The 13,940-nt window shown below is 39.7% G+C and carries 13 protein-coding genes and 1 pseudogene; 2 read left to right on the top strand and 12 right to left on the bottom strand.

Annotated features, from left to right (window positions below; all coding sequences use genetic code 11):
- Nucleotides 1–668: 668 nt before the first annotated feature.
- Nucleotides 669–1,529 carry a DUF421 domain-containing protein gene (locus NYE58_RS17190; RefSeq protein WP_076129318.1) on the bottom strand — a complete coding sequence of 287 codons (861 nt, stop codon included), beginning with the start codon at nucleotides 1,527–1,529 and terminating at the stop codon, nucleotides 669–671.
- A gap of 212 nt (nucleotides 1,530–1,741) precedes the next feature.
- Here NYE58_RS17190 and NYE58_RS17185 point away from each other — a divergent pair, with 212 nt between their 5' ends.
- Complete coding sequence (locus NYE58_RS17185) at nucleotides 1,742–1,948, top strand: DUF1657 domain-containing protein (protein WP_036678243.1); 207 nt, start codon at nucleotides 1,742–1,744, stop codon at nucleotides 1,946–1,948.
- A 37-nt stretch (nucleotides 1,949–1,985) separates the two neighbouring features.
- On the opposite strand, the gene NYE58_RS17180 is transcribed toward NYE58_RS17185, so the two are convergent.
- The 9 genes from NYE58_RS17180 to NYE58_RS17140 form a co-directional block, all read right to left on the bottom strand.
- Nucleotides 1,986–3,779 (bottom strand): sensor histidine kinase, encoded by a 1,794-nt coding sequence (locus NYE58_RS17180; protein WP_341002448.1) that lies wholly within the window; start codon nucleotides 3,777–3,779, stop codon nucleotides 1,986–1,988.
- A 16-nt stretch (nucleotides 3,780–3,795) separates the two neighbouring features.
- Nucleotides 3,796–5,376, bottom strand: coding sequence for a response regulator (locus NYE58_RS17175; RefSeq protein ID WP_341002447.1), 1,581 nt, complete (start codon nucleotides 5,374–5,376; stop codon nucleotides 3,796–3,798).
- Between the two features lie 171 nt (nucleotides 5,377–5,547).
- Nucleotides 5,548–7,233 carry an extracellular solute-binding protein gene (locus NYE58_RS17170; RefSeq protein ID WP_175617374.1) on the bottom strand — a complete coding sequence of 562 codons (1,686 nt, stop codon included), beginning with the start codon at nucleotides 7,231–7,233 and terminating at the stop codon, nucleotides 5,548–5,550.
- Nucleotides 7,234–7,305: 72 nt separating this feature from the next.
- A complete protein-coding gene (locus NYE58_RS17165; RefSeq protein ID WP_036678249.1) occupies nucleotides 7,306–8,202 on the bottom strand; it encodes a carbohydrate ABC transporter permease in 897 nt (298 codons plus the stop codon).
- 29 nt (nucleotides 8,203–8,231) lie between these two features.
- Nucleotides 8,232–9,200, bottom strand: a complete 969-nt coding sequence (locus NYE58_RS17160) for an ABC transporter permease (protein ID WP_076129315.1) — start codon at nucleotides 9,198–9,200, stop codon at nucleotides 8,232–8,234.
- Between the two features lie 244 nt (nucleotides 9,201–9,444).
- Nucleotides 9,445–10,665 (bottom strand): FAD-dependent oxidoreductase, encoded by a 1,221-nt coding sequence (locus NYE58_RS17155; RefSeq protein WP_076217916.1) that lies wholly within the window; start codon nucleotides 10,663–10,665, stop codon nucleotides 9,445–9,447.
- Between the two features lie 84 nt (nucleotides 10,666–10,749).
- Entirely contained in the window at nucleotides 10,750–11,283 is a 534-nt protein-coding gene (locus NYE58_RS17150) for a YeeE/YedE thiosulfate transporter family protein (protein ID WP_036678408.1), read from the bottom strand.
- Nucleotides 11,284–11,332: 49 nt separating this feature from the next.
- Nucleotides 11,333–11,560 (bottom strand): sulfurtransferase TusA family protein, encoded by a 228-nt coding sequence (locus tag NYE58_RS17145; RefSeq protein WP_076129313.1) that lies wholly within the window; start codon nucleotides 11,558–11,560, stop codon nucleotides 11,333–11,335.
- A gap of 66 nt (nucleotides 11,561–11,626) precedes the next feature.
- On the bottom strand, nucleotides 11,627–12,316 hold the full coding sequence (locus NYE58_RS17140) for a YeeE/YedE thiosulfate transporter family protein (protein WP_076135115.1): 690 nt from the start codon (nucleotides 12,314–12,316) through the stop codon (nucleotides 11,627–11,629).
- A 173-nt stretch (nucleotides 12,317–12,489) separates the two neighbouring features.
- Here NYE58_RS17140 and NYE58_RS17135 point away from each other — a divergent pair, with 173 nt between their 5' ends.
- Entirely contained in the window at nucleotides 12,490–13,374 is an 885-nt protein-coding gene (locus NYE58_RS17135) for a LysR family transcriptional regulator (RefSeq protein WP_076135116.1), read from the top strand.
- Between the two features lie 2 nt (nucleotides 13,375–13,376).
- Here the strand turns inward: NYE58_RS17135 and NYE58_RS17130 are convergent, their stop codons facing one another.
- Together NYE58_RS17130 and NYE58_RS17125 are read right to left on the bottom strand one after the other, a co-directional pair.
- Nucleotides 13,377–13,592 carry a sulfurtransferase TusA family protein gene (locus NYE58_RS17130; RefSeq protein ID WP_076129310.1) on the bottom strand — a complete coding sequence of 72 codons (216 nt, stop codon included), beginning with the start codon at nucleotides 13,590–13,592 and terminating at the stop codon, nucleotides 13,377–13,379.
- 14 nt (nucleotides 13,593–13,606) lie between these two features.
- A pseudogene (locus NYE58_RS17125) lies at nucleotides 13,607–13,933 on the bottom strand (PhzF family phenazine biosynthesis protein); the annotation flags it as partial.
- Nucleotides 13,934–13,940 lie beyond the last annotated feature (7 nt).

Below are 13,940 nucleotides of genomic sequence, written 5' to 3'. Positions count from 1 at the left end.
AGTTCCTGTAGTTATAGGAAAATCAGTTTTACTAGCCAGTGTTGAACTTGAACCATTCACTTTTTTTCGTATTTCAAGCGTCCCACCATTACTGTTAGACAGAGATGCAGCATAATAGTTATTTCCGTCAACATAGCGCCCGCACACATAAGTTCGATTAGTCCCATTGAAATCATCAATCTTCACATCAGCTTGAACGCTGTAATCTGTCCACGTGTAGCTACCGGAGAACGAACGTCCTTCGTTTTGACTGGATTGGTAATACACATGATTGCCACCTTCTTCAACTACAGACCAAGTTCCTGTTGTACTCGTCCAATTGTCGGCATTTTCATTCTCAAAATCATTACTGAAGATATTTGCTGCCTGTGCGGTAGGGTTACTCCATACCAAATTACCTAGAACCAGCGAAGTTGTAAGCGTAACCATAATTCCGAATGAAAATCTTCTTTTTAGTTTCACGTGAACATCTTCCTCCTTGTTTTCTAATTTAAATAAAAACCGAGGGCATTCCTCCAATCTTATGTCATCTATAACTCCAGCCTAATCTCAACTATAATTAATATTTTGAAGTTGTACAGCTACTTTATGCCCATATTATTACATTTATTTAAATTAATATAAAAAAACACCCTCGATCTTACTCGAGAGTGCCTTTATCTTTACCCTTAGCTTTGAATTAACGGTTTCAAAACCTTCAGGGAAGCCTGCAATTGCTCCGAACATTGTTCATACATTTTTTTAGCTTTTTCGTTATCTGTTGATAAACTGAACATCTCTAAATCAGCTTCACATTTTTTCAGCAAAGCATATAATTGAGGCTTATCCTGCGGCTGTGGGACTTTAAAGTTATCGGCATACAAATCGACAGTCAGCTCACCATAAGAATCAACTTGTCCAAGAAAAACATTCTCAACCGTAAAACCCATTTTCTCAAGGGCTCCATCCAGCCAGCTTCGCGTCAGGTTTAGGGTGTCTAATGGTTTGTCGAGCACTTTACCATCCATAATGACAACTTGCGACTCTTTCTCCGGGGCAACCTTTATACCCAATTGCTTAGGGGTTACCGGCTGATATTCACTCTTGAGTAAAACATTTATGGCTCCATCAGATTCCATAATCGCAAATTCCACTTCCGATATATTGAAAACGTCTTTTTTGCGTAATTCCTCCAGCAGTTCATCTGTGGTTAAACGTTCTTTTTTCATATGATCTTCGAGTATTTTTCCGTCCTTAATTAGTACTGTGGACTTGAAATCAATAAAGTCTCTTGCTTTTTTACTCTTCATCTGAAGATATTCGATCCCTAAAGAACAAGCCACCCATACAATCAGTGCAATGAGCCCTAAATGCCATAACTTATCCGTATCCAAAGAAATGTAAGCGGCTAAGCTGCCGACGGTTATCCCCGTAATATACTCGAAGAACGAGAGCTGTGATACTTGTCTCTTTCCCAGTAATTTTGTTAAAAAGAAAAGTACAACCACAGCAAAGAGCGTTCGAACTACAACCTCCAACCACTCCGGCATTACAAATACCCTCCTTTTTGAATCAAAACTTGTTTATTTACTAACACTCATTATTTGTCAATAAAGCCGCATTCAATCCGGAATTTCACTACTTATTTATGGAAAATCATCTATTACTACAAGTATGAATTTTTTTCCTGCATAACGCTAGAAGCATTTGAGGACAATAGCAATCGTCATGCTAATAATCCAACACAGAGGAGAGAAACTCAATGACAGTAGCCTCACAAGTTAAAACATGTTTATCTTCTTTAAAAGGTGCTCAAGCCAGTCTTGAACAATTTGCATTAGAAACACAAAACGAGAGTGCAAAAACCTTGTTCACAAACGCAGCCGAGCAAACACAACAAATCGTAACTCAAGTAGAGAACCGGGTAACCGAATTGGAGTCCGAAGAGCCTCAATATAAAGGATTCTAATTAAAGTTAAAGGGGGCTTAGGCTAGAAAAACTAGCTTTAAGACCCCTTTTCATCATGTACAACATTCGAACGAATGCCACGCTTGCCCTTATTAGCAGGAATGAGTATCTGAACAGAAGTGCCAATTCCAACACGGCTAAAAATGGTTACGCCGTACTCAGATCCATATTGTAGTTTAATTCGCTGATCCACATTACGGACCCCATAACCTGTATTCGTGTGACCCTTTGGATCAAAAATTTGATCAATACGTTCCTGTCTCATGCCGATTCCATCATCAATGATACGGAACAGAATATTATTGCCCTCTTTACGCCCAACAATGCGTAAATGAATGTGATCACCACACCAGGCGTGCTTCAGCACGTTCTCGATAAATGGTTGTAGAATGAGCTTTATGGTCTCATAAGGCCAGATTTCTGTATCAAAATCAAACATAACTTCCAGACGTTCACCGTATTTAATTTTCTGAATTTCTAAATAAGCGTTTGCCTGCTCAATTTCAGTCGGGACCGGTATCATGGTACGTCCTTCATTAAGCGTCAGGCGATAAAACTTCGCTAATTCCAGCACCATCTGCTGCAGCTTCTCATTTTGACCAAACTTGGCTAATTGAATAATAGATGACAACGTATTATATAGAAAATGAGGATTGATTTGTGATTGCAGAATTTCAAGCTCTGCTTCCTTCTTCTGGAGCTGCGTCAAATATACCTCTTTAATCAACATATCGATATTTTCGCCCATATCATTTAATGCGGTTGCAATCTGAGAGAATTCATCTTTGCCTCGATAGGAAATACGCTTGTGAAGATCACCTTCCCGATAGGCATTCAGCACGTATACGAACTTATTAATCCGAATTGAAAAATATCGGGATATAAATATGCCGACGAAACTAAAGACAACACAACAAATAAGACACATCAAAATAATAAACAGTCGTACCTTCACTGCATCCTGTTCAAGTATCGTAATTGGAACTAGCGCGTTTAATTGCCAAGCTTGGTTAGAAACCATAACTGTTTCACTAATCGTCAGGTAATCCTTATTAAGTTCGGCTTCATTGGTATAGTGCTCTGGTAGTTCTCCCGATTGATACATCGTTCTTCCGAACTCGTTTTTTAAAATTAGAATACTTCCTTTTCCTATCTTCGTATAATTCACACTATTGAACAGATCTGGAATGCCAACATTAATCCGCAGGAAGCCAATCTCCTTAGGTACAAGAGGATCATATGTATCTATTAATCTACGTAGCAACGAGATACGATTATTTTCTACATCGCGCTCAATCTGCCACCATTTCATAGTCTCCGCATATTTCTCGGTTGGAAAATCATAATACCAGGATTTCCCTTCAATCCGGTTCATATGGTAAAGATGATAGAAGCTACTATTATCCAGATAGCCCTCTAGTGAATTCGAATAGATCTCAGGAATGGATTCATTCTTTAAAAATAGCGACATCCCAATCCTCATACCCGTTGATTGAATAGCTACGTCCAGCTTTGGAAGTACCTTCATAGACATCCGGTCATAATTTTCCCAGCCTTCTTCATAGCTTCGAAGATTCCGATAGAAATCATAATCACTATATAATTGTGTTGATATCCGGGTAACTTCCCCCATTTTGTAATCAATATTATCGCGAATCTGCAACAACGTACCTTTAATATTCGAGCTTGTATGCTCGCGTAATGAATCATTGTACATAGAGTGAGAGACAAAACCGATCACAGATACTGGGATAATAATGAAAAAAATATACGTCAGCATTAATTTATACCCTATCGGCACATACTTATGTTTACTTCTTGGTTGTTTCATGCAAAATCATCCCCCATCACTTCTCCCGCTTACGATACTCCATAGGTGTCATACCATAGGCTTCTTTGAATTGTCTGCTGAAGTAAGGAAGATAACGGTAACCTACCTGGCTCGCGATTTCATAGATTTTACACTTCGGATCTTTCAAAAGCTTGCCGGCTTGTTCCATTCGCAGCTGAATGAGTACTTCGCTGAACGTTTTCCCAGTTTCCTCTTTAAATAGATATCCCAAATAGTTGGGTGAGAAAGAGAACTGCTGTGCAATATCCTTTAACGTAAAATTCTCGCTCATCTTATCCTTCATCATTTGCATAATTTCTCTAATCAGTTTATTGTTCACTGACTCTGTTTTGCTGCGTAGGTACTCGGATATCTCAAACGTTTTGAGTACAAGCCAAGAGCGTATATCACTGATCGTATCGAATTGAAGCAAAATATCTAAACTATGTAACTCCATACCTAAGATTTCAAATAAATCCTCACTAACCTCTTTCAACTGCTGATCCAGCTTCCATATAATATACATGGCTAGATTATGAATCGTGAATTTAGATCTTAAACTACTCACGGATTTAAACAGCTTATCGATCTCGTCATAAATAAGGACTAACTCATATTCTTTCATCGCTTTAAAAAGTGTATCCATACGGGCATCCAACGTACGGGCATCAATCATTCCAGGTTCGCTGCTAACCGTTTCATACATAATTAGTTTGCCCTTGCCGAGAAACATCTTTCCGTCAACGGCTTCCATAGCTTGCCGATAGGAGGTGTGGACCTGGTCCATAGCAAATGTAGGCTTCCCTACCCCTACGGTCATAGTGACAGGAAATTTTGTGCGAATTGACTCATAAATTTCTTCAATAAACTTCTCCATCTCCTGTTCGTTAATCAACAACGCGATTCGATAAGACGATACCTTATAGCAATGTGGCATACCGTGCTTCTGAGCAATTGTATTCACTTCATACAGAAAGTCCTTGGACATTAGATGTTTAGTTAGATTATCCTGTTCTTGAAACCAATTGAAATAATCCAGCTCCAAAACCGCCACACGTATAGGCCACTCCAGCTTATCCAGACCGTAAGACTTCATAAGCTTCAACATTCCAGCTGAAGTGTCCCCCTCCCATTCCCCTTCAAATAAGCGAATCAACAAATCATTTTTGGCCATAGGAATCATATGCTGATAAGCTTCTTCCACGTCACGCCGTTTACTTTCATCATCTAAATCCTGCTTTACTTTCTGTAGTGCAGCAATAAGTTCCTTGTCATCCATTGGCTTAAGGACATAGCTATATGCTTTTAGAGAAAGCGCCTGTTTCACATAGCTGAAATCCTGGTAACCGCTTACAAAAATCACACGTATATCGTTTTTTTTCTCTATGGCAATCCGAGCCAGCTCTAGACCCGACATATTCGGCATATTCACATCACTAACTATAATATCAATAACATGCTGTTCTAAAATATCGCATGCCGTAAACGCGTTATTCGCTGCCTCCACGACCTGCATACCCAGTTCATTCCAAGGAATGAATTGTCTCATGCCTTCAAGATCAAGCATCTCATCGTCTACTAATAATACGTTGTACATCAACACAATCCCCCTTTGAAATGTTTTAATCCAACCAGCTGAATTCTACTAACCAATCTTTTTCAGTATACCATTCATTCTCTTCCCTAACAGCTGATAAAACAATGAGTACAAGAAATGGGACGTAAAAACGAAGGCTTGCTAAATAGCAAACCTTCGTATTACAAATTATTATTTACCTAAAGCTTTCTTATTTTCTGTCCATACTTTTGTTACATAATCAAGGAATTTCTCATAGCCAACCTTGATAGAATCTTCATGTGCTTTATCAAGAATTGCTAATGCTTCTGCATCAGTCTTCGCATACATCGATTTTGCTCTTGCTGTTAACCAGATATCTCTGACACTTTGTCTGATAATCCCTTCTTCACTGTCTGGAGCCGGATCCCAATTCAGGAACTCCGTAAAGTCACCTTGCGAAGCCCAAGTTACTTCCATCTGCCAACGGTTACTAAAGTCAATCTTGTCAGCTGGAAGGGTTTGCAACATCATTTTCTTTGTATTATCCAAGAAAACAGTATTACCTACCCATACCAAGTCACCGGCTTTTCCGTTAATTTCGGACAGAGCTTCTGGCTCATTCAGATATTTATCTTTATTAAATTTAGGAGTAAGTCCATCTGCTTCAAATCCATCCCAATACCCTTCTGGTCCTGGAGGACCCCAGTTAAGAACCATAGAACCTTCTGGTCCTGTCATCCAGTCAAGCATAGCGAATACAGCCTCTGGATTTTTAGCGTTTTTAGTGATTGTAGCAACGTTCCAACCTAACTGATTATACGTTCCTGGAGTAATCTTACTTTGATCCAAACCAGCTTTGTAAATCGGTTTAATAAACATATATCCAGCTTCCGGATCCGTCTTCTTCATCTCTTCATCAGCAGTGGCGAGCAATTTCATTGGATCAAAAGTCGCAATAACAGCAAACTTGCCATTCATCGCTTTCTCTCTAATTTGATCTTCTGTTTGAGTATTCGCATCCTGCGTCATTAGCTTCTCACGCATTAATTTAGCAGCAAATACAACTGACTCACGGAATCCTTCATCCTTGTATATCGAACCCATTTTGTCGCCATCAGGTACGGCGTATATTCTAGTATACGACAGATTACTCTCTTTAAAAGAGGAGAATAACTGGTCAATTCCGTTACCATCTCTCGCTAAACCCGTCTCGAACGGAATAACGTCAGGGAACTTCGCCTTAACAGCATTTAAATAAGCATACAAATCATCTGTCGTTTCTAGCTTAGGAGAACCAAGCTCTTTGTAAATCTTTTTATTAATAGCATAACCGGCGTTTCCGTTTGGCTGAGTTGTATAATAATTCGGCAGCTGATAGATCTTCCCATCAGGGGAACGAAGCAATTCCAAATGTCCAGCTGTTAAGTATTTCTTAAAGTTTGGATATTTATCAATATATTCATCCAAAGGAACTAGCATATCCGCTTGGCGAAGACGTTCTACGTCAGCACCTTTCTCGGTCCACACAATATCCGGCAGCTCGTTACCAACGATCATCGTTTGCAGCTTTTGAGCGTTATTACCACCAGAGCTAATTCCTGTGACATTGATCTTCAGATTATCTAAAATCCATTTAGAAGCAGCATCTTTGCCCCATTTCGGCATTTGATACCAGCCGTAATTTCCGTAGAATGAGACTTCAAGCGGTTCTTTCCCTAATTCATACAAATCAGCCGCAGGAGCTTCAGTTGCTGTGTTGACCGCTGTTCCTCCTTCTTTCTCTGGTTCAGCAGTTGCCGCCGGAGCGCTTGAATTGTTGCCACCACAACCCGCAACCAAAGTCGTTAATAGCAAGGTAGACATCATACCGAGAAGCATCTTTCTCTTAGTCTTCAATGTATTTTCCCCTTTCAATTTGTAATCTATGTTCAAAGCAATACGCTCTAAACCCATTCTCATTCTATCATCCTACTCTTTCAATGATCCGACCAAGACCCCTTTAACGAAGAATCTTTGTAGGAATGGATACACACATACAATCGGAATGGTTGCAACCATGATCGTAGCCATCGTTAATGACTTCGAGGTTATTTTCTTTGCCGAGTTAATATGAGCAATGGAGCTTGCATCTACATTAGACAGCTGTTCTGAAGCAATATTAGAGAACAATATCTGTCTTAAGATGGTCTGAATCGGCATTAACTCCTCTTTCGTAATGTAAATACTCGCTACGAACCACTCATTCCAGTGATTTACTGCTGTGAACAAAGATAATGTTGCTATAACTGGTCCCGACAAAGGAAGTACGATGCGGACAAAAGTCCCCCAATATCCGCAACCGTCAATCTTTGCTGACTCCTCTAAACCTTGTGGAAGACCTTGAAAGAAGGTCCGGAATATGATCATATTCCATACGCTGACCAGTGCAGGAATTATAAACACCCAAAATGAGTTGAAGAGACCTAAACTTCTGATAAGCATGTATGACGGAATGAGTCCCCCACCGAAATACATAGTAATGATACACATAATCATGTAGTATTTGCGACCCATCAGTTCACGCTTCGACATTCCATAAGCGAATATCGAAGTGGCCAGTATCGCTGTTACTGTACCGATTACTGTCCGCAATGTAGCAATGACGAATCCACCCATTAGACGAGAATCTTCAAAAACGATCTTATAATTCTCAAGCGTGAACTCACGGACCCAGAAAGTAACTCCACCTTTCGAAGTATCCATCCCCTCATTAAAGGAAATAACAAGTGAGTTCCAAAATGGATAAAAAGCGGAAAATGCCAGTAAGGTCAAAAATACATATATGAATCCTATAAATATTCGATCTCCTATATTAATACGTTTCATAGTTTGGTCCCCCTATATTGAGTAATTCATTACCACAAGCTGTTCCCTGCTCTTCTGGCAATGAAGTTGGCAAAGGTAAGTAATGTCACGCTGATCACGGCCTTGAACAATCCGATAGCAGTCGCATAGGAGTACCTGAAATTGTCTATACCGACACGTACAACATATACATCAACTGAATCTGACACTTCTCGCAGAGCTGGATTGGAAGCTAGGATCAAAATATCTTCGAATCCTGCATTCACCAGATTACCGATTGCCAAAATCATAAAGATGATTACAACTGGCATAATTGAAGGCAACGTTATCAAATATATCTGTTTAAACCGACTTGCACCATCCATCGAAGCCGCTTCGTATAAATGCGGGTCAATACCAGCAATGGCAGCTAAGTACACGATTGAAGCAAATCCAATTTCTTTCCATACATTGGTTGTAACTAAAATGCCCCAGAAATATTCTGTCATGGAAAGGAAGTTGATCGGTTCATCAATGAATTTCAATTTCTCAAGCAGCATATTTATACTGCCGTTATCTACGGATAACATCGAGGTAACCATTGAGCCGATAACTACCCAAGATAAGAAGTGAGGCAAGTAAGTAACGGTCTGAATCACCCGTTTAAAGAACATCTTACGGACTTCGTTCAGCATTAACGCCAAAATAATCGGTGCAGGAAATCCAAAACAAAACTTCAGTAAGCTGATAATGATTGTATTTTTCATAACCACTTCAAATTCAGGAGCATTAAAGAAGTAAATAAAGTGCTTTAAGCCAACCCAGTCACTGCTAATAAAGCTATTACCTAACTTGTAATCCTGGAATGCAATTAGAATCCCGTACATGGGGATATAGGCAAAAATAAAAACTAGAACAAGTGCTGGCAATACCATAAGCTGTAGATCTATTTGCTTAAAAAAGCGTCTGATCCCGCTAGTTCGTTGCTTGTTGAGATTCGGTCCGGATCTCTTGTCTGGTGCGACGCTTGCGTTCGCCATAGGTGAATCCTCCTTGTGATGATTTTGAAGATATGTACAGATAATTGATGTCCTTTCTCCCTCCGCTATAGTTGCAACATTTATAAAATAATCATAAGGTTTAAGCGCTTTCAAAAATATATGACAAAACAACTATTATTGATACTTTGACACTCTCTTGCATTAGCTCGTCTCATATTCCTTAAGCTTGAATAAAAAAAGACACATACAGAGATAACATCTGCATGTGTCTTTGACTTTCTCCTTAATTAGCAAGAGTCCTCAGTATTTCTTCATTTATCTTTTCAGTAATTACTTTTTGGACCTTCCCATTATCCAGATAAACAATAGAAGGAACTGAATCTATCCCTAGCTTGGCAGCAAGTCCGGGTGACTTATATACATCTACCTTTGTGACCCTGACCTCCGAATGGGATTGCTCAAATCCCTCAATTAAAGGCAATAACTCCCGACAGGAAGGATCTGTGGCATTCCATAAATAAACAACAGATGCTTTGCCTTGATTCAGAATTTGATGCTCATACACCTCACATTCAGAGATATACTTCTCTGCACCATACCCTGCAATGGCACCATCGCCAACAGCGGTAGCAACTTGTTTTAGAAATTTATCGCACACATCTCCTGCTGCAAAGACCCCAGGTATATTCGTTTCCATTTTCTCATTAATAAGTACATATCCATTACGATTCAAATCTACTACCCCTGATAAAATTTCTGTGTTCGGGGTGTATCCAATAAATAAGAAACATGAATCGACCTTAACGCTTTGCAGTACATTAGATTTTAAATTTTTCAGGACGACGGAATTCAAACGTTCCTCACCTTCGAAAGAACTTACCACCGTATTCCACATGAATTCCATTTTAGGGTTTTCTAGTGCCTGCGTTTTGGCAATTTCATTACAATCCATTTTCCCATGATCATGCATGACAGATACGATCACTTTATCTGCAAACTTAGTCAGAAACATCCCTTCCTCAATAGCTGCATCACCACTGCCAACGACCATAACTGTTTTCCCCGTATTTGCAGCAGCGTCACAGGTTGCACAGAAGGAAATCCCTTTATCATATAAGAACATATCTTCATTAGCTGCACCTGTAATTCTTGGTTTTCCTCCACTGGCTATGATAATGACTTTACATTCATATCGAACCCGAAAGGTTTCCACTACTTTAATCTCTTCCGCTACCGAGACAGATTTGACATCTGTCATTTTGAAATCAACACCAAATTTTTTGGCTTGTTTATGAAATAATCCCATAAGATCTGTTCCGGTCGTTCCTTCAGGAAAACCAGGATAATTTTCTATTTCATTAGTATAAGTCGCAAGACCGCCTACCAGCGATTTTTCCAAAAGAAGTGTCTTCAATTTTGCTCGTCCACAATAGATCCCTGCTGTTAATCCAGCAGCCCCGCCACCGATAATGACGACATCATACTGTTCTGTCTTCTTTTCCATTTCAATTGACCCTCCTGTGTAGACTATGATTTCAATAAAATAGGCTGACTCTCGTCAGCACTATAAGCTCAGTCTATTTCACTTTTACATAAAGAATTTGGCCAATAATTTACTGCCTATAAATGCACCAACCAGCAGGAACAATCCAAAAATCCAGCCTGAAAGCGATAAAGAAGCTATAGCCGTAAATAATGCACCTATATTACATCCATTAGCCAGTCTAGCTCCGTACCCCATAAGCAGCCCACCAAGTACAGCCGCCACTACCTGCTTTTTGGACTTAATTTTCTTAAGCTTGAACTCGGAAGCAAACAATGTCGCTGCTAATGCACCTAAGATAATCCCTACATTTCGAATGGACCCACCATCATTCAAAAATCCGGAAGATAATGTTTTTTGAGCTTTCTCCGTACTAAAGTAAGCCCAGTTATCTACATTTCCTCCTACCAGTCGATACGCCCAAGCTCCCCAGTCCGCGAAGGCGCTGGTTACTCCCCATCCTTTTGAGAAAACAGCCAGATGTGCTGTAGCGAACACAGCGAGAAGTACAGCTCCAGTTACATAAGTAAACGGTTCTTTGAGCAATTGCTTGTAAAAGCGGTTAGACGATATCTTCAACCAGAATTCGTTCACCGTTTCATTCACCGTCCTTTCCTACTTAGCGATCCTATTTTACCTTCTCAATAACAACTTCCCACTCGCCATCATCGACCTCTTCGATTTCCACATTATGTCCCTGTTTTCTCGCCCATTCTGGTACGTTTTTCATTGCGCAGCTATGATCAATAGCAACAACTAGAACGTCTCCAACATTTAGTTCAGTCATTTTCTTTTCTGTTCTCATTAACGGTACCGGACAAGCTTCTCCCAGGCAATCAAGTGTAAATTCAGCCATCTTAAAAACCACCTTTTATATTTTTTCAAATTCCTAATAGTGAAAATATTCACGTAATAACTTAAACTAATCTGCGCTTCCCATCTTTTTCTCTTGCCATTTAACTGCAGCGATGTACAACAGAAGAATGATCAGGAACTGAACAACTAGTGCTCCAAGCCAACCAAAAACGTCTGGTAAAAACACAGTGGGTGCATCCTTTATAACGTTAGCTCTCCACCAACCCATATCATGTGATCCCCAAAGTGACCCAATGACAAAAAACACAAGTGACAACATCTGCATCGTGAATCCTTCACCTACACGCATCAATGTACCCGAAGCGCAACCCCCTGCAATAACCATGCCAATTCCGAATAATACTGCGCCAATTATCAAAGCAAAACTGATTTGACCCACATTATCCATCCCAGGAATCGGTTTACCTTCCAGGAATGCTGGATACTTTATGGCTGTAAATCCGATCGTAGCGAGAGAAAATGCTATCAGTACAGCTCTTGTTACCGATGTGCTGCCTGTAATACATGGATCTCTAAGTGATGCAGTAAAACAGAAACGTGATCTTTGCAAAATAACGCCAAACGAAATACCGAAAAGCAGGTAGACAACCATTTTATCGTGGGAATGGTCTAGGAAAAAACCAAACCCAATAATGAGAACTGTGACCAGCAACGCGATGGGCAACTGACTCTTTTTAGGTTTTCTAGGAGCTCTGGTTCGGGTTGATTTCGTTTCGGGACTTACGGTTTGCCCCATAGTCTAACACCTCCATCGTTTTATGTAATTGACTATGTGAAAATAGTAACATACTTATTTATGCTGTGGTTATCTGCTTTCTTTATGCTGTATAAGTGTTACTAATGGCACAGATGGAGCGTAATCAAGTATGCTATAGTTTGCACTAACAGCGGGCAACAGGAGGAATAAGTATGAATATGGAAACGCTTAAATTATTTTTAGATATTGCTTCGTTAAAAAGTATATCTAAAGCCGCTCAGAAATCTCATATCACCCAATCCGCACTGAGTCAGCAGTTGAAATCCTGGGAGAATACCTTAGGTTCTGAGCTTTTTGTGAGAAGTAATAAAGGGGCCAGCCTAACAGAAGCAGGGATTATAGCAGAGAAGTATGCGGAGCAAATCTGTAAATTGTATGATGATATGGTCACAGAGATCAATCATTTACAGCCAACACAACATGAGCTGTCTATTTATGCGATTCCAGAAGTCTGTAATTATGCCCTGCCATGTACCTTATATGAGGTAAAAAAGCATTTTCCCAATTGCCATATCACTCTAAACGAAGGGGCATCGTCACTAGTAGAAGAACGTTTGCTTCTTGAAGAAGGTGATGTTGGCTTTATTTCCGGGCCTTCCCCGAAATCTGAATTAAGCTCCAATATGGTGTTTTCTGATCAAGTTATGCTAGTGGCAAGCAGTACGACCGTTTGTCCTGATAAAATCACACTGAATGAGCTCCCTAAATATCCGTTAATCTGGTCCTCACAGCTTCATTGTGTGCAAAGGGCTTTAAATAACATATCTGCGGGTGAGCTTAAATTAAACATACTGTTTAATCTGGACTCCCTTGAGGCGGTAAAGCTTGCTGCAATTAGAGGACATGGTGTTGCCTTTCTGCCTTATATGTCCATAAAAAAAGAGTTGTATAGTAAACAACTCAAGATTATTCATATTGATCAGTTCCAAGTAAATAACGATGTCTACATGGTAAAAAAACATAATCAGCGTTGTGACAATGATACGAAACAATTAATTCGTTATATAGAAAAGACATTGATTGATACATTGTGTTGAACTTATATCTCAATCGTAATCTCCCATACCCCATTAATAACTTCTTGGATGGTACATTTCAAATTTGAACCACGACAGTAATCCGTGATGGAAACTTTTGCGCAGCTATGATCAGTAACCAGCATCACCTGTTCGCCATTTTGAATGGCTTTTTGATGTTTTTTTAACATCATTACTGGTACTGGACAGATTTCTCCCAGACAATCAATTTCAATCATGAAGTTACCATACTGAATTGAATGGGTAGCACCCCCACGTTTGTTTCGATCTTTATCGAGCCAGCCTCACCAAGGATCCCCTTTGTTTTTAAAGCAAATAAAGATGCCATTGTAGCATGTCCACAGAGATTGATCTCATGGCCTGGCGTAAAATACTTAAGCCTTAAATCAGCTACATCTGATGAGACTACAAAAACTGTTTCGTTAAAACCGACCTTATGAGCTATCGCTTGCATGTCACTTTCGCTCAAATGAGCCGCATCTAATACTACACCAGCTGGATTTCCTTTGTTGGGATAAGGAGAAAAAGCATCATAATGAGGTACTTTTATGTTGTTCATTGGTTAG

The sequence above is a fragment of the Paenibacillus sp. FSL L8-0708 genome (assembly GCF_038009325.1).
GTDB classification, from domain to species: domain Bacteria; phylum Bacillota; class Bacilli; order Paenibacillales; family Paenibacillaceae; genus Paenibacillus_AQ; species Paenibacillus_AQ odorifer.
The sequence above is the reverse complement of the archived record's forward strand: the minus strand, read 5'-3'. Positions and strand labels throughout refer to the sequence as shown.